Annotated in this window: 15 protein-coding genes; 2 read left to right on the top strand and 13 right to left on the bottom strand. The window is 44.1% G+C overall.

The window, feature by feature from the left end:
• Nucleotides 1-9: 9 nt before the first annotated feature.
• The 3 genes from F2B13_RS06815 to F2B13_RS06805 all read right to left on the bottom strand — a co-directional run bounded on the left by F2B13_RS06815 (nt 10) and on the right by F2B13_RS06805 (nt 2,439).
• The gene (locus F2B13_RS06815; protein WP_149303806.1) at nt 10-690 is read right to left on the bottom strand and encodes a hypothetical protein; all 681 of its coding nucleotides are present in this window, start codon (nt 688-690) and stop codon (nt 10-12) included.
• 45 nt (nt 691-735) lie between these two features.
• Entirely contained in the window at nt 736-1,812 is a 1,077-nt protein-coding gene (locus tag F2B13_RS06810) for a peptidoglycan-binding domain-containing protein (RefSeq protein WP_149274290.1), read from the bottom strand.
• Between the two features lie 189 nt (nt 1,813-2,001).
• A complete protein-coding gene (locus tag F2B13_RS06805; RefSeq protein ID WP_149274288.1) occupies nt 2,002-2,439 on the bottom strand; it encodes a BLUF domain-containing protein in 438 nt (145 codons plus the stop codon).
• Between the two features lie 245 nt (nt 2,440-2,684).
• Between F2B13_RS06805 and F2B13_RS06800 the strand changes: the two genes are divergently transcribed.
• Together F2B13_RS06800 and araD1 are read left to right on the top strand one after the other, a co-directional pair.
• Entirely contained in the window at nt 2,685-4,529 is a 1,845-nt protein-coding gene (locus F2B13_RS06800; protein ID WP_149274286.1) for an FAD-dependent oxidoreductase, read from the top strand.
• A gap of 3 nt (nt 4,530-4,532) precedes the next feature.
• A complete protein-coding gene (gene araD1, locus F2B13_RS06795; RefSeq protein ID WP_149274283.1) occupies nt 4,533-5,519 on the top strand; it encodes an AraD1 family protein in 987 nt (328 codons plus the stop codon).
• Between the two features lie 26 nt (nt 5,520-5,545).
• Here the strand turns inward: araD1 and F2B13_RS06790 are convergent, their stop codons facing one another.
• The 10 genes from F2B13_RS06790 to F2B13_RS06745 form a co-directional block, all read right to left on the bottom strand.
• The gene (locus F2B13_RS06790) at nt 5,546-6,358 is read right to left on the bottom strand and encodes an alpha/beta hydrolase (protein ID WP_149274281.1); all 813 of its coding nucleotides are present in this window, start codon (nt 6,356-6,358) and stop codon (nt 5,546-5,548) included.
• Nucleotides 6,359-6,375: 17 nt separating this feature from the next.
• Nucleotides 6,376-7,650, bottom strand: coding sequence for a TRAP transporter large permease (locus F2B13_RS06785; RefSeq protein ID WP_149274279.1), 1,275 nt, complete (start codon nt 7,648-7,650; stop codon nt 6,376-6,378).
• On the bottom strand, nt 7,647-8,111 hold the full coding sequence (locus F2B13_RS06780) for a TRAP transporter small permease (RefSeq protein ID WP_149274277.1): 465 nt from the start codon (nt 8,109-8,111) through the stop codon (nt 7,647-7,649). Before F2B13_RS06780 ends, F2B13_RS06785 begins: the two co-directional genes overlap by 4 nt.
• Nucleotides 8,101-9,117, bottom strand: a complete 1,017-nt coding sequence (locus F2B13_RS06775) for a TRAP transporter substrate-binding protein (RefSeq protein ID WP_149274275.1) — start codon at nt 9,115-9,117, stop codon at nt 8,101-8,103. Before F2B13_RS06775 ends, F2B13_RS06780 begins: the two co-directional genes overlap by 11 nt.
• Nucleotides 9,118-9,124: 7 nt before the next feature.
• Nucleotides 9,125-9,706 (bottom strand): RidA family protein, encoded by a 582-nt coding sequence (locus tag F2B13_RS06770; RefSeq protein WP_149274273.1) that lies wholly within the window; start codon nt 9,704-9,706, stop codon nt 9,125-9,127.
• Between the two features lie 42 nt (nt 9,707-9,748).
• Nucleotides 9,749-10,972 (bottom strand): aminotransferase class V-fold PLP-dependent enzyme, encoded by a 1,224-nt coding sequence (locus F2B13_RS06765; RefSeq protein ID WP_149274271.1) that lies wholly within the window; start codon nt 10,970-10,972, stop codon nt 9,749-9,751.
• Nucleotides 10,973-10,994: 22 nt separating this feature from the next.
• Nucleotides 10,995-11,486: a RidA family protein gene (locus F2B13_RS06760; protein WP_149274269.1), complete on the bottom strand. Its 492-nt coding sequence runs from the start codon at nt 11,484-11,486 to the stop codon at nt 10,995-10,997.
• A 107-nt stretch (nt 11,487-11,593) separates the two neighbouring features.
• Entirely contained in the window at nt 11,594-12,877 is a 1,284-nt protein-coding gene (locus tag F2B13_RS06755; RefSeq protein WP_232622900.1) for an amidohydrolase/deacetylase family metallohydrolase, read from the bottom strand.
• A gap of 2 nt (nt 12,878-12,879) precedes the next feature.
• Nucleotides 12,880-13,854 carry a PIG-L deacetylase family protein gene (locus F2B13_RS06750; protein WP_149274267.1) on the bottom strand — a complete coding sequence of 325 codons (975 nt, stop codon included), beginning with the start codon at nt 13,852-13,854 and terminating at the stop codon, nt 12,880-12,882.
• Nucleotides 13,855-14,069: 215 nt separating this feature from the next.
• On the bottom strand, nt 14,070-15,827 hold the full coding sequence (locus F2B13_RS06745) for a PQQ-dependent sugar dehydrogenase (protein ID WP_198440092.1): 1,758 nt from the start codon (nt 15,825-15,827) through the stop codon (nt 14,070-14,072).
• Between the last annotated feature and the right edge of the window lie 126 nt (nt 15,828-15,953).

The raw sequence follows: 15,953 nt of genomic DNA, 5'->3' as shown, positions 1-15,953 counted from the left end.
GATAAGGGATCATGGAGAGGAGGCCGCCCTCCAGATGACAGTGGTAATTTCCCAATTTTCGCGAATGTTATGCGATACTTGGTCAAGTGCGTCATCGGGGGCATTAGCAGGTGGGGCGGTATCGGAAATTTCATAGCCGATTTGTGAATTTTTGATGCTTACATACGTATGCCCATGCTCATCGGAATACGTATTCAGTTTATCCTTTCTTTGCTTCTTAATTTTTGAGAATTTATCCCCAACGCTTAGTCCGTATTCATCAGCAATCCATTCGCTATTGATCCGCAGCTCTACCAAGGCCAAAGTATCCTCAAAATCCATTGAAAAGTAAGCGACTTCCTTAGAACCATTTCGAATAGAATATAACGGAAAGTCGGGTCCGTCTTGTTGGCCTATTTCCTTGGTGACGGTCAACGGCCTGAAAGCCTCCCGTAGGTCCGATAGCATATTCTTTCGTGGAAATGGAAGCGGAATAGTTCCGATATGGTCTTCGAAAAGCAAGAGCTTCCCCTGTGTTGTTGGCGTTTCGTTTGTTGTGCTTTCTTCAACGGTTCTTTCCGCATCTCCCCCAGAAGGCGTTGCATTATCGGAAGCCTTTTGTTTACATGCGGTAAGCACCGTCAGCAAAAGAACGAGGCCTATGGCCTTTCCAATTCCAGAAAACAGGAAAACTGTATGCGAACTATTCATATTCGAAGGTACGATGCCTGAAACTAAAACCCAATCTCTACATATTTAATTTCCCAATTGAACGGCTCTTTGCATAATCTCGTACCGCTCTCGCCAAGCGGGCATATCCTTATTAAAATGGTCGTCTATATGAACGGGGTCGCTATTTCGAAACTCACCCCCCCAACGCAAATCGGGGTCGTCGATAATTGATTTTAAGAATTGTTTTACCGGTACGGGAACCTCGGGGTACTTTGCCAACACTTTCGAATTGGCCCATTGCCCATCACTATACCGCAAATTCATATCAATACCATGCCCGATTAAGTGATTCGAATACGTCGCCGGCTTTACAATGGCCCCTTGTACGTTCGTAGTCGTTCGAAAAGCGCTGGTCACATGAATATACACATCTGCTTGTTCGGCATAGGCATTGACCTTTTCCAACATCGGCACGAACATCACATCGGCCCTGCACGGTTTGCCCATAAAACGAGGCGCTTCGAACCATACCAAAGGAGAACTTTCCCGCGGTAGGTTGTTCGTGGCCAATGCGCTCCAATTTTTACCATAGTATTGATTAATATGTCTGAGCATAAGATCGATGAGCGGCCTCGTTAGCCAATCACCATCGGACGATATCCCATGGTCTTTCGCGTATGCGATAATCGCCTTGCGAGTGCTCGAACCATACAACCCATCGGCACCATATTTTTTAAAACCAAGTAACTGCCCATAGCCCAGTGTATTTAAGAGTATCTGTACTGCCATGATGCTCGTGCGAGTACCTTTAGAAATATATTTCCGGGTACGTAAATCGGATTGCTGTATGGACCAAAGCACATACATATCCGGTAGAAAATCGTGACGCTGTACTATGAGCTGGGCTAAGGCGTTATCGACCGAATTACCATCGTTGACCTGGCCGTTACGGCGTGCAAAAGCTTCAACGGCCGAAACAGTAGCACCCCCGTAATCACCATCGGCCTGATACAAATGCCATTTTAGCTCATCACCAAAACCCAGTTCGTAAAGCGTTTTTTGAAGATCGATAATCAATTCTTTGTCTAGGGAGCCTTTCTTCAATGACATACTGACATCTCCCTTCTTGAGCGCTGCCTCAAGCAGATTTGAACATTCCATAATGTGTTGGACTTTATTAGCGGGGGAGTGTTAATATCTGTAGTAAGGTAATGACATTTCGTACGGTTACCAAAAAGTTTTCAGATCTTCAGAACGAAATAAAGAAGCCAACTCAATTGTACAGAACATGTAGTGCGATCATAGAGGCGCGGGGAAAGACCCACCCTACCGATACTATGCCTATATCTGCTAACGGTCGTCAGATGCGAAGGATATCAAAAACTTTATACGCTTCCAAAACAGAATAGCGGTGACGTTGGTAGGCTTTGATAAATCGGCCAAAAGAGTCAGGTTACTTTTAAACTGTTCCAACTCACTTGGGCTTACGGAGTTCTCATCAATAGGATAGTACGCCATACCCCAGTCGGGAAAATCACGCTCCGAAATATGGTCTTCAGAAAACAATTTGACATCAGTATGTCGGGAATCTACCTTAATACGCTCATAAAGCGCTTGAACTACCTTTTGATCTCCCTCCAATATTTGTATAAAGTTTCCCCGATAAGAAATTAGGCAACCCGTAATCCCATTATTTTGGTTGAAGGAGCGGGCCTCTTTCAATAGCTTCCCGAAGTCGGCATTCGTCAATGGCTTGGTCGCCTTGGATTCATAGGTTAGTGTGTACATTCTTAAATATCGAAAATTTGAGAAACAATTATAAAATTTCCGCAGATTTTAGAATGCCAAAAAACGCAAAAATTTTAATAAATTTAAGCAGAGGATGTTTTCTTACAAGCATATGAAGGTTATTGCCTTCATAGATTCAAGATACTAAGAAACTGCCCTACCGTATTTCGATTACATATTCCTTACCAAAATATTTATTCGGTCTTTTTGTACCTTACTACCGATTCATAAATACGCTCTACAAGATGTGCAAGACCTATTCGATACTACTTATTTTTCTATTTGGCACCCTGGTCTTCCACGCCCAACATACCACGGACATTCTAATAATAGGAGGTGGTACGGGAGGTACCTCTGCTGGCATTCAGGCCGCCCGGATGGGGGTTAGGGTCCAAATCTTGGAGGCCGGTCCTTGGCTGGGCGGCATGTTGACCTCTGCCGGTGTTTCAGCTATTGATGGCAACCACGAAATGCCTTCCGGTATTTGGGGCGAGTTCCGTCAAAAGTTAAGGAATCATTATGGTGGAGCAGAAGCCTTGGCCACAGGTTGGGTCAGCCATACCCTTTTTGAGCCTTTGGTCGCACAGGATATACTTCGAGAAATGGCTTCCCTTCCAAACCTCGAAATCATTTCCAATGCCTCACTCGAAGATCTAATATATGATGGGGAAGGTTGGAAAATAACCTATAAAAAATACAAAAAAACGTACTCAACAAAGGCCACCATCGTTATCGATGCCACGGAGACCGGAGCCCTACTGCCCATGGTCGGAGCTGAATTCCGGGTAGGTATGGATGCCAAGAACGACACAGGTGAGGCGGAGGCACCGGCAACCAGTAATACCATCGTACAAGATCTGACCTATACGGCCATTCTAGAGGATGTAGGTGAGAAAAAAGGACGCAAGGGGCTCGTTAAAAAACCGAAAAACTATGACCCTAACGACTTTTCCTGCGCCTGCCAACGTGAAGGGGGCGCTATGTTCGGAGGGGTTTCGGGATGCGAACAAATGTTGGGTTACGCGAAGTTGCCCAACAATAAATATCTGATCAATTGGCCCCATTGTGGCAATGACTTCTATCTTGACTGGCCCACACTCTCCCCTGAGCGCTATCAAGAAAAACTGGAAGAAGCAAAACACTTTACACAGGGTTTTGTTTATTATATACAAAATGATCTGGGCTTTAAAAATCTTCGGTTGGCCGAAGAATTTCCGACCCAAGATGGTTTTCCCATAATAGCATACCACCGTGAGGCTAGGAGGGTCAAGGGAAAAGTTTTTTTAGTAACCGACCATCTTGAAAGGCCTTACGATTACAACCTATATCGAACAGGTATCGCTGTAGGTGATTATCCTATCGATCATCATCACGATAAGAATCCTCAAGCCCCAAAAATCGAATTCATCAATATTAAAGTGCCCAGTTATACCATTCCCCTGGGATGCCTTGTTCCAAAGGGCGTAGAAAATTTCATTGTCGCTGAAAAAAACATTAGTGTCTCCAACATTGTCAATGGTACCACGCGGTTACAGCCTGTGGTTTTAGGGATCGGCCAAGCTGCAGGGGCCTTGGCGGCAACCGCCATCATTGAAAAAAAAGGACCTTCGGAGGTATCCATTCGAAAGGTACAGCAACAACTTATTCAAGACCAAGCCTATCTAATGCCCTTCATTGATGTCAAGCCTGACGATCACGCTTTTGCTTCCATACAAAAAATCGGCGCGACCGGTATCTTAAAGGGTTATGGTGTACCCTATAAATGGGCCAATCAAACTTGGTTCTACCCTGAACGTATTGTATCGGAATACGAATGGAAACAGGGACTTCTTCCCTATTTCAAGGAAATGGAAGATATCGCCGCTTCAGGCAAAGGCATTACTCTTGAATTCATGCGTTCGATACTCCAAAACCTAAGTCCGAAATTTGATTGGTCTTCCCTTCGGTCTCAATGGAAGTCTTGGGGCATCGACGCCCCTTTCGAGGAAAAAGCACCCTTAGACCGTAGAACAGTTTGTATATTGACCGATCATATTTTAAATCCCTTCTCTTGGGAAATCGATTGGAATGGAAATTTAAAATCGAATTAAACCATGCGAATAGTACAATATTTAGATCGTAATGACGGCATAATTGTAGCCCAGGTTTCTGGGGACCGCCTGTACCCTATTACTAACTTTGCTTCGACTTACGACCTGGCATACGCCTCCATTCAAAAAGGGGAGAAAATAGAGACCCTAGTGGCAAAAAATCTTTCTGATGACTATGTCGATTACGATACGATTGTAGCCGCTGACCGACTTTTGCCCCCTATTTTTCACAAAGACCCCTACCATTTTTGGATTACCGGAACCGGACTTACCCATTCGGGGTCGGCCAATGCGCGAGACACCATGCACAAAGCTCTAGAAAAGGAAAAAGAGTTTTCCGATTCTATGAAAATCTTCAAGATGGGTATAGAAGGAGGAAAACCCAAAAAAGGACAGATCGGGGTACAGCCTGAATGGTTCTATAAAGGCAATGGCACTATCATAGTACCCCCCAATGGAACCATAGATTACCCTTCATATGCTCTTGATGGAGGCGAAGAACCTGAAATAGTCGGCATTTATTTAATTGGTCTGGACGGCACTCCATTTCGGGTGGGTTATGCCTTGGGCAATGAATATAGCGATCATGTGATGGAGCGCATCAACTACCTTTATCTTGCGCACTCAAAATTGAGGCAATGTTCCTTTGGCCCTGAGCTTTTGATCGGAGACCTTCCCGAATCGGTCAAGGGGCGGGTATCGGTGCAAAGGGGAACAGAAACCCTATGGGCCAAAGATTTTCTAAGTGGCGCAGCACATATGATTCATAGTATCGATAATTTGGAACAGCACCACTTTAAGTATAAACTATTTCGGACACCGGGCGACTTACACTGCCATTACTTTGGCACGGCCACTTTTAGTTTTACGGACGGCATTCAAATCGACAACGGGGATTGTTTTGAAATTGCTTCGGATGTATTTGGTAAACCTTTGTGCAATCGGGTCAAAAGGAGCAAGGAAAAACCTTTTGAAGTAAAGGCACTTTAAATCCTCTGATATCGTTTTGCCTTCAATCAGTGTGATTTGTTACTCATAAAATCAAGAAGTAGCGGGATGGCGGGGTAGACCATATTATGTCCGTACCCATCGAGTTCCATAAGCGTGACCTCGGGATGCCCTATCACTTTTAACATCCGGTGGAAATAGGCGTTTTCCTCGTATCGTCCCAGTAGTTCAAGGTCTCGATCGCCAGTAATCAAAAGCGTGGGCGGGGCATCTTTGCGTACATGGAACAAGGGGGCATATGCATCGATGATAGGCTGTGTACCCGCAATACCCATTTCTTTGCGGACCGTAAAATGGGTTATGGCGTGACCACTAAAAGGAATCAATCCTGCGATATCGTCGGCATCGATCCCGTGCTTGTTCAAATAGTGCTTATCAAAACCTACCATACTGGCGAGATATCCCCCAGCAGAATGGCCCGTAACAAATATTTTTTTCGGGTCACCGTTGAATTCCGAGATATGGTTAAAAGTCCATGCTACAGCTGCGGCTGCATCTTCAATATATACGGGATGTTTTACTTTGGGGTGCATTCGGTAATTCACGGTTACTACGATAATCCCTTTTTTCAATAAACCCTCTGGAATATGCTTTTCGCCGTTCTCTAGGCCGCCCCCATGAAACCAAATGGCCGTAGCTACCCCGGTAGTATCCTTGGGGTAATAAACATCCAATTTGCAGCGCTCCTTGATGTAGACATCGGAGGCTTGTGTCTTGGCATCATAATACGGGACATTTTCTTTGAGAACGTACGAGGATTGGGCCTGAACCAGACCTAAGCCGAAGCAAAAAATAACCGTTAGCAATTTGATTCTATACATCTTCAATGTTTTAGTTGTTACTCCATAAATAAATTGGGCAAGGCTAGCGAAAACCAGGGGAAAAGTGTCACCAAAACCAAGACCAGTAAACTGACCATTAAAAACGGAAAACCTGCTTTACTTACCTCTCCAATAGATATTTTTCCGATACTGGAAGCCACAAAAAGACAGACTCCTACGGGGGGTGTTGTCAGCCCAATAATTAAATTCAAAACTGCGATAACCGCAAAATGTATAGGGTCGACATCGACCGCCAGCGCCACTTTCAATAAAATAGGAAATAGTATCAAAAGAGCCGCAATGGTTTCCATAAAAGTACCGACGATGATAAGTAAAATATTGATCAGTAAGAGCACTATATATTTGTTTGTAGTAAAACCTAAAATCTCATTCGAGATGGCTTGCGGAATTTGCTCGGTAATTAAAATAAACCCAAACAAATTCGCAAAACCTACCAACACCATCAAAGATGCCGAAGTTTTCATACTATCCAAAAAAATAACCTGAATGCTTTTAAAACTCAGTCTGCGATAAACCAACTTACCTATGAGCAATGCATAGACCACTGCAATAATGGAAGCTTCGGTCGGTGTGAAAATACCTCCAATAATACCGTACAGTATAATAAAAGTCATTAAAAGGGACCAAAATGTATCCACAAATCCGCGTAATATCTGACCAAAGCTACTACGCGGGTGTTTCGGGTAGTTTCTTCTCGTCGAAATGATATAGGCCGTCAATAATAGACCCACCCCCAATAATAGCCCTGGAAGGGCCCCTGCCAAGAAAAGTTTACCTACCGATAACCCACTGAGTGTTGCCGCAATAATCATCGGTACGCTAGGGGGAATAATAGGCCCTACTGTTGATGACGCAGCGGTAACGGCACATGAAAAACCTGTATCATAGCCTTCCTTTTTCATAGCGGGGATCATAATGGAGCCCATGCTAGCAGTATCTGAAATGGCCGTCCCCGATATTCCGGCAAATAGCATCGAGGCTCCAATATTGACCAATGAGAGACCTCCACGAATGTGACCCAGTAAATGGTTACAAAATCGGATGATGCGTTCGGTGAGCCCCCCATGATTCATTAGGTTACCCGCCATTATAAAACCTGGAACGCTCAAAAGAACGAATACATCGATTCCGGAATACATTTTCATCGGAACGATGATCAGCGGTATACCCTTGGCCAATACATAGCTTAGACATGACAGACCTAAAGCGAAGGCAATGGGAAACCGCAACACTAGGCAAACCACAAAGACGAGTACCAAAATCCAAATCACGACTTCCAGTTTTTAAAATCCCTTGCGATCTTCCTCGCTAGGTAATACCCCACCGAAGTGGCCATAATAAACATACTGAGAAATGCAAAGCCCATATTAAGCCCCATACTAGGTGACTTTTCAGCGAGTCCTAAAATAATCAGCTGGACGGAACAAACCGCCATAAATAAAAAAAGAAACAGCGATAAGATCGGTATGGTTCGCGATACAATTTTTTTAAGTCGAGATGGAAGCCGTTCATAGAACATGGAGAGATGTACGTAAAATTCGTTCTTCATAGCCAAGCCAGCTGCAAAAGACATGGCGTAGATGAAAAATAGTCGTGATGCTTCTTCTGTCCAAGAAGGGGTATCAATAGGCGTAAATCGACAAATTATTTGTAGCAAAACCGTAGCTATTAGCCCCCAAGTACTAATAAGCGTACCTATTTTCAATATGCGCCCTATGGCTTTATGCAGCATCTTTCTGAAGTTTTAGGGTGTTATATAGGTCTTGCATATCAGGCGAAAGACTTTCATAAATGGCCTTCTCGCATTTTTCTTGAAATGCTTTCTTATCGACCTCGATAAACTTCATGCCCTTAGCCTTCAATTCATCTTGCACCTTTTTTTCGTTCTCTAGAAAAAGGCGATGCTCGTAGGCCTGCATCTCAGAACTAGCTTCCAAAAACAGTTGTTGTATGTCGGGCGGAAGTGCTTGAAACTGTTTTTCGCCTACCACAGGATATACCCAGCTAATGACATGTCCGGTAAGGTTCAAATATTGCTGTACTTCGGCAAAACCGGCGTTGTTGATCATGGCAAAAGGGTTCTCTTGAGCCTCGATCGTGCCTTGCTGTAGTGAAGTGAACACTTCCGAAAAGGCCATTGGGGTAGGTTTGGCGCCCAAAGCACTCCATGCCGTTACAAAAGAGGGTACGTTAGGTACTCTTATAATAAGACCATTTAAATCATCTGGGTGGCGAATAGGCCGATTGGAAGTAAGATGTCTAGGGCCTCTTTCAAAATGGCCCATGGCCCTAAGACCCGATTTCTCGATCATCTCCTTTTCTATACGTCGACCAACGGGACCATTCACGTAGCTGTCGATATCAGCAGCATCGTTGAGCAAAAAGGGCATTTCACAGAAGGCAGCTACCTCGAACCAATTGGTGAGCGTCGACCCAGTAGTGGTCATATCGATTACCCCAGCTTGAATAAGGCGAATGGCCTCGATTTCTTTGGCCAACTGTTCCGAAGGATATATTTCGACCTTTACTCGTCCATTGGAACGCTCTTCCATAATTTCCTTGAAATAGGCGAAGCCTTTGTACCAAGTATGATCTTCTTTGACCAGTAAGGCGGCCCTAAGTAAGACTTCGGGTTCTTTTTCCCGGGTTTTGCACGCGTTTAAGGCAAAAAAGAAGTAAATAATAAGGCCGAACCCTAACAAGTTCGTGATTCCATATCTTTTTGCCGATCCGAACATTTTTTAATCAATCGACTACCTCAACAATCATTTCGACCTCTATGGCAATATTACTTGGCAAAGCACCCATGCCTACAGCGGCACGCGCATGTTTACCCCGGTCACCGAATACTTCGACCATAAGGTCGGAATATCCGTTGACTACTTTGGGCTGTTCGGTAAAGTCGGGCGTACTGTTCACCATTCCTAGAACCTTCACAACACGTTTGACCTTGTTAAGATTACCCAATTCAGCCTTCAAAACGGAAAGCTGATTGATACCCGTTACTCTTGCAGCTTCATAACCTTGTTCTATGGTGAGCTCAGCACCAAGCTTCCCGGTAATATTTTCCCCATCGTCTTTCAAAGGTCCTTTTCCCGATAAAAAAATCATATTTCCGACCCGTACGGCATTTACATAGTTGGCCACAGGTGCCGAAGGTGGGCTCAGCTTAATGCCCAATGCCTCAATTTTAGCTTCCGGATCATAGTCAGGATCTATTTTCTCCTGTTCGGTTTGATCCATCCCTACGTTGGATTTCTCAGTTTCCGCCGTGGTGTTACAGGCAACGCATAAAAAGGCAAGGACTAATACCGAAAGTATTCTCATGGTATCTAATTTTTGATTTTGGTTCGTATAATCACTTCAATATTACGCATTTTCAAGAATTTCCTTTATACGATGGGCCACGACGCGTTCTTGGCCGGGCTCCATCATCCAAGTGGTAATACCTACTTCTTCTTTGTTTCCTACCGTTTCAATCGAAGGATGCCCATCGCGCAATTGTCTACGTAGTTCATCGGGAGTAATTTTCACCACGCTCTCATCCCAACGAATTTTAAGGCTAGGTACGTGATTGGCATGTGGGGGGACATGTATTTCGGTCTCCACCCCTGCGACGGATGAAGCACTGTCACTAATTAATTTGATTTGGTTTTCCCAAAGTTCCCACTCTTTTTCATGGTCTCTGGCCAAGTACATTTCTAAAGCGACCAACATACCTAAAACCTCTTCTTTATTCACTTTCATTCCCCTGGCAATAGTCGTGCCCCGGGGTGGCGTGTGTAAACGTGCGGCTTCTATGTACTTTCGTTTACCTAACAATAGCCCAGCACTTTGAGGGCCACGTATGCCCTTTCCTCCAGAAAAACAAACCAGATCAAATCCCATTTTTGTAAACTTAAAAAGATTTTCAACCGGAGGTACATCGGCTGCACAGTCAATAAATGTTGGGATACCATGTTTTTTACCCAAAGCCACAAATTCTTCTCTCGAGATTTGACCGGCATCGGTATTGGCATTCAAGAACCATAGCATGGCCGTATTTTTAGTAATGGCCTTTTCGAGTTCCTTCGTTCCTTTTACGGAAATTATTTTGGCGCCGGTATTCATCAAGGCATGGGTATACCCAATATCGTGTTCCTCCTGCACAATGACCTCGTTTTTAAGGCCAGTTGTATCTGGTAGCTGTTTGACTTTTTCGTTATCCATTCCGCAAATGATGCCTGCAAGACCAATGGTCATGGCTCCGAAAGCACCAGAGGAAACGGTTGCGTATTCACAGTCGAGCAACTCGGCTATACGCTCCCCTACCTTATCCTGTAATTCATCGAGGTTTACATATTCCGTCGTACCGAAAGTGATAGCGTCGGTTACTTCTTTGCGCATCAAAGAACCAGTCATCGAGGTATAGGTACCTGCCGCATTGATAAAGGTTCGAATACCCAATTCTTTGAAAAAATCGCGACCTGCCAACTCCGCCGGTTTTTTAACTAGTTCTTCCGCGACTTTTGCGGATACCAAACTTGGCCCTAGCAACCCTCCAACTATTGGGAGTGTCGAAAGAGTTTTTAATGCTTTTCTTCTACTACTCATAACTTTTCTGACTTAAATTTAATTAATCTATGGCCGCAATACAGTCCATTTCTACCAACGAATTACCAGGCACCCCTCCATAAGTGGCCACGGTGGTTCGCACTGGTGGGTTTTTACCAAAACGCCCTCGAAAAACTTCGTTCATCGCTTTATAATCCCCTAAATCGGCAAGATAGACATTGACTTTCAGCACTTTATCCATGGACGAACCATTTCTTTCCAATTCCTTTTGTAATTCTTGAAGTACGATTTCTGTATGTGCCTTAATTTCAAAAGGTTCGGTATGTGCGCCTTTACCAGCGATATATAGTGTATTGCCATGTTTGACCGCCCCCGAGAAAAGGGGAATATCTTGGTCGGTTATAATTTCACCCACCACTTCTTTTTTTACCTTTTTCGCCGTGAATGCGTTTGTGTCTTTGGTCATGGCACTCACGGATCCTATGCCAAATAAAGCGGCTAGGCCCGTTCCTATTTTTTTAAACGATGCTCTTCTCGTTGTTTTGGTTTCCATTTTCATTCTATTTGATTATTTAAATTATTCTTCCTCTACTATATGATATGAACTGTAGGTTTAGGGTCTACTCTATGACCCATCTACATGTATTCTGGCCGTTGTACTTATTCGTCCCAATCCGCCGCGGCCAATCCGTTAAGGTCATAGACCACTTTTCCATCACGTATTGTCAGTTCACACTGAAGTCGCTGATTCCCTTTCATGCGCTTGCCCTGACTATCGATAAAACCAAAATCTCCTTTTTTCAAACTTAAAATAGCTATATCAGCTATGCCCCCTTTCGACAAATGCCCCAGTTCGGGCCTTTTAATTGCCTGTGCGGAATTCCAAGTCGTGGCCGCCACTACTTCGGCCAATGGCATGTCGAGGTTCAAAAATTTCGACATGATGTTTACGATGTCTTTCATTCCACCGTTCATGCTTCCCGTATGCAGATCCGTACTGATCGTATTCGGTTTAAAACCCTGTTTCATGGCAGGCACTACTTGTTCGAACAAAAAGCTACCACCTCCATGGCCGACATCGAAGATGACACCCCTTTTTTGGGCCGCCCAAACAAAGTCTTCTACTTGATTATCGGCATTGACCACGGGCTGCCTTCCCTTTACATGGGCATAAGTATGGGTAAAAATATCACCCGGGCGCAGCTTTTCCATCAATAGGGTCTCAAGTGAAAGTTCGGGTTGGCTACCCCCGAAATCGATTACTACTGGTATATCGGCCAATTTTCCTGCCTCTACCGCCCTCTCGGTTGGTGTCCAATCAAACCCCTGATAATGCGCCAATTTCACTCCTACTATATACTGAGGAAACTGTCTGGCGACCATCGCGGTCAACTTCGGGTCCATATCGGCCAAGTTCTGTTCTATAGCCCCGCCCTTCATACCCGAACCAACGATATTCAATACCGATAACACCCGCGTTTTGGAATGGTCAATTACCTGATCTTTGAATACCCGAAAATTACGCCACCCGGCACCACCCAGATCGACAATCGTCGTGACCCCTGATCGAAATGTAAAACCGTCTGGTGGCAGGGCCGTAAAACTATTGCTCAAGTAGGCATTGGGTATGGTCCCGTGAAAATTATGACTATGGATATCGATAAGTCCAGGGGCGACATAAAGCCCGGATGCATCAATTGTAGTGGCGGCATTATTTGCGCCAATGTTAGCGGCAATTTCAACAATTTCCCCGTCTTTTATAGCTACGTCCATGACTTTATCAATGCCATTTTTTGCATCGATGACATGCCCATTTTTAATAAGGATATCAAAATTTTGTCCTAAGGCGGAAGACGTGATAAAAAAAGTAAATAAAATACTTATGTATATAAATCGAGACTGAGTTTTCATACTGTTCTTCTTGAATTCGTTATAATCGTTCATTTCTACTTTATTTTTGCATTGGCTTCAATGTATTCTTCCAGTTTGGAGACCGTAGGCCCGATATAATGAAACCTCTCTGCCCAATCAAGGCCATGGGTTTTACCTATTTCCCGATCAGAAGGAACCCCTCTAGTGGCCATCGAATCTATATCAAGAACAAAATGTTTGATATAATTGTGGTTGGAACTTTCTTTCTTATCGCCCAATACAGGCAAATATTTTCCTTCTTTTTCGAGGCGGTCGCGTAATCTTGTGCCTGCATTTCCTCCCGGGCCTTGAGTTACGATAACACGATTGGATGCTACTTTATCATCTATGGTTTCACTGATATCGACAATTCTGTTGACCAATTGCGGTCCGCGTGCAAAATAGTATCTTTCCTTCACCGAATGAGGCGATAACCCGGCTTCGAAGTGTTCGGGGTAATCCAATCTCCCACCGGCCATCCATCGGGCCGACTCTACCGCCTTTGCGGTAATATAATGATCTGGATTCTCTTCATAATGCCCCCAAGGGTCATAAGAGATGACCGTATCGACCTTTAACAGTCGAAAGAGGAAAATCAACCGACCCCGTAATTCTTGAATACTGATATTGTCCATTCTGTGATTCCGATAGCCCAAATTATATACTTTGGTCAAGCCCAAGGCTTTTGCAACTTCCTCATTATCCTTCTCATTGTTTCGAATTACTTCTCCCACCGTTTCCCCTCTTCCAGCATGGTCATCGTTGCTTGTTCGTATGAGATAGCCCGTATAGCCTTCCTTTATTAATTTAGCGACCGTGCCACCCGCAAAAATGGGAATATCATCAGAATGGGGTTGAATCGCCGCCAAAACCTTACCTCTGTGGGGTTTCCCTGACCGAAACTTTTCTATCGTCACGGGTTGATGAGCGCTTTCCTTTTGCTCCTGTCCAAAGGTCAAAGGGGTCAAACCCATGGCGATAGTATTACCTAAAAATGATCTTCTTTCCATTTGCTATGCTCCTTTTCCGATTGCCATCATTATCATATTACACTAAACCCTCACTCTAATGAAGGAACCCTCTTATGTTTTAAACTTTAACACACCGGCCTTCGCATGATAAGTGTTAGACAATCTAGTCTTTTACATAACTATCGATACGAATATAAAAATGCTTACAAACGGAGCCTATATGGATGTTATCTCTTTCCTTGAGCATATAAACCTTATTCGGTTGTAGCTTGGATAGGCGCTATGGGAACTCCGCTTTCCTCTTGTCTTTTACGAACTTTCTCGACTTCATCTGCATTTATTTCGGAAGCCTCATTACCAAAACTAGACCGAACAAATGTCAGTACTTGAGCAGTTTCGGTATCGTTCAAAAAACGATGTTGTGGCATAACCCCATTATAAACCTCTTCTCCTACCTTCAAACTACCCTCCATACCATTCAACAAAACCTTGATCAGACGTTCTTTGTCACCAGTCACCCAATCGGTCTTTGTTAATGGCGGAAACCTTCCAGAAGCGCCCCTACCGTTCATTTGATGGCATGCACTACAGTATTGCTGATAAATCTTGGCACCCCCAATCAAATTTTTAGGCAAGAGGTTGTCTTTTTCGACATCGGGTGTACGCACGTTCGATCTGTTCTTACGCTCCTCCATCGCCAACAATTGTTGATCTCCAAATTCATCTTTATCACCCTCATAGCTAACCTTCCAAATTTTACCCTTTACTGAATCCGATATGTAAAGCTCTCCATCAGGACCCACAGCCAATCCCATAGGTCTATGGGCGGCATCTTTGGTGTTCACAATGGGGTCTACCTCAGCAAATCCATCTGCAAATACTTCAAAATCACCACTTAGCTTTCCATCCTCAAAAGGTACGAAGCCTACGATATATCCTGATTGCGGATAAGGAGCCCTATTAGTTGACCCATGGAAAGTAATGAAAGCTCCATTTTTATAATGTTCCGGAAATTGATCGCCCTCATAGAACAGCAAATCATTGGGGGCCCAATGACCAGGAAATCCAAGAATGGGGTCTTCATAATCGGAACAGCGGCCAACGATATCTCCGTCACCGCCATACTCTGGAGCCAGTACCTTCTTACCCTTTATCTGATCATAATAGCAATAGGGCCATCCAAAGTGAGACCCCTCGGTAATGCGCATGAATTCTTCAGAAGGCAACAAGGCACTCTCGTGCGCACTGTACCGATCTGGCCATAATCGTAACAAATCGTCTCTCCCGTGCATCACACCATAGAGCTCTTCGTCGACCGGATTCCAATTCATCGCGACCAGACTACGTATACCCGAGGCGTATTTGTACCCGTCTTTTTGTGTCTGCCCCAACTTATTAGCATCAAAACGCCAAACGCCTGCGTGGTCTTCTAATTGTGGGCAAGGATCCAAGCCGGGAGAATTGGGCGTGCGCTTTGGCTGTTGGCATGCATTGGATGGCGCTCCAAAGGGCACGTACATATGACCCTTATTATCGAAAGCGATAGGTTTACCAATATGCTCATGCTTACCGTGTTCGTGGTCATCGGTGAGTACTATTTCAATATCGCCCTCGGGTATCAGCGTGCCTTTTTTAAGTTTTTGCCGATACACCACCAAATCCGAACTATAATAGATGTAGCCATTGTAAATCCTCATGGCCGTAGCATAGCTCCATCTTTCTTTTTGGCCCTGTCCCCCAAACTTTTCAATAATATCTGCGTAACTATCACCATTAGTATCTTGTAGTGCTACAACAGAGGCAGTGTCATTGGCATTTCTCAATTTTGCATATATGATATGATCGTCCGTTACCGCTAGGTGCCTGACAGTTTCAGAAATACTATCCACTACAACTGCAGACTTGAACCCCTCCGGTAAAGCGAGACCACCGTCACGCACGTCAGTTTCGCATTGTACGAAGATTAGTGCTACACCGAACAAAAGAAAAGCTTCTTTTATATGAGAAACCATACGCATTTTTGAAGAATTAAAAATAGTAACCGCCTTGACAAAATAAGGTCCTCTCCGAGGATTAAGGTAAAATACTTTTCCTTATGAAACAAGGAAATCATAAAAAATGTGTTCGAGCACATTTAA

The sequence above is a fragment of the Pareuzebyella sediminis genome, assembly GCF_008367235.1.
In the GTDB taxonomy this organism is placed as follows: domain Bacteria; phylum Bacteroidota; class Bacteroidia; order Flavobacteriales; family Flavobacteriaceae; genus Pareuzebyella; species Pareuzebyella sediminis.
The sequence above is the reverse complement of the archived record's forward strand: the minus strand, read 5'-3'. Positions and strand labels throughout refer to the sequence as shown.

Bases quoted from the DNA above. Each gene is read 5' to 3' on its own strand.
- F2B13_RS06815 (WP_149303806.1), bottom strand. From the start codon at position 690: ATGAATAGTTCGCATACAGTTTTCCTGTTTTCTGGAATTGGAAAGGCC.
- F2B13_RS06810 (WP_149274290.1), bottom strand. From the start codon at position 1,812: ATGGAATGTTCAAATCTGCTTGAGGCAGCGCTCAAGAAGGGAGATGTC.
- F2B13_RS06805 (WP_149274288.1), bottom strand. From the start codon at position 2,439: ATGTACACACTAACCTATGAATCCAAGGCGACCAAGCCATTGACGAAT.
- F2B13_RS06800 (WP_149274286.1), top strand. From the start codon at position 2,685: ATGTGCAAGACCTATTCGATACTACTTATTTTTCTATTTGGCACCCTG.
- araD1 (WP_149274283.1), top strand. From the start codon at position 4,533: ATGCGAATAGTACAATATTTAGATCGTAATGACGGCATAATTGTAGCC.
- F2B13_RS06790 (WP_149274281.1), bottom strand. From the start codon at position 6,358: ATGTATAGAATCAAATTGCTAACGGTTATTTTTTGCTTCGGCTTAGGT.
- F2B13_RS06780 (WP_149274277.1), bottom strand. From the start codon at position 8,111: ATGCTGCATAAAGCCATAGGGCGCATATTGAAAATAGGTACGCTTATT.
- F2B13_RS06775 (WP_149274275.1), bottom strand. From the start codon at position 9,117: ATGTTCGGATCGGCAAAAAGATATGGAATCACGAACTTGTTAGGGTTC.
- F2B13_RS06770 (WP_149274273.1), bottom strand. From the start codon at position 9,706: ATGAGAATACTTTCGGTATTAGTCCTTGCCTTTTTATGCGTTGCCTGT.
- F2B13_RS06765 (WP_149274271.1), bottom strand. From the start codon at position 10,972: ATGAGTAGTAGAAGAAAAGCATTAAAAACTCTTTCGACACTCCCAATA.
- F2B13_RS06760 (WP_149274269.1), bottom strand. From the start codon at position 11,486: ATGGAAACCAAAACAACGAGAAGAGCATCGTTTAAAAAAATAGGAACG.
- F2B13_RS06755 (WP_232622900.1), bottom strand. From the start codon at position 12,877: ATGAACGATTATAACGAATTCAAGAAGAACAGTATGAAAACTCAGTCT.
- F2B13_RS06750 (WP_149274267.1), bottom strand. From the start codon at position 13,854: ATGGAAAGAAGATCATTTTTAGGTAATACTATCGCCATGGGTTTGACC.
- F2B13_RS06745 (WP_198440092.1), bottom strand. From the start codon at position 15,827: ATGGTTTCTCATATAAAAGAAGCTTTTCTTTTGTTCGGTGTAGCACTA.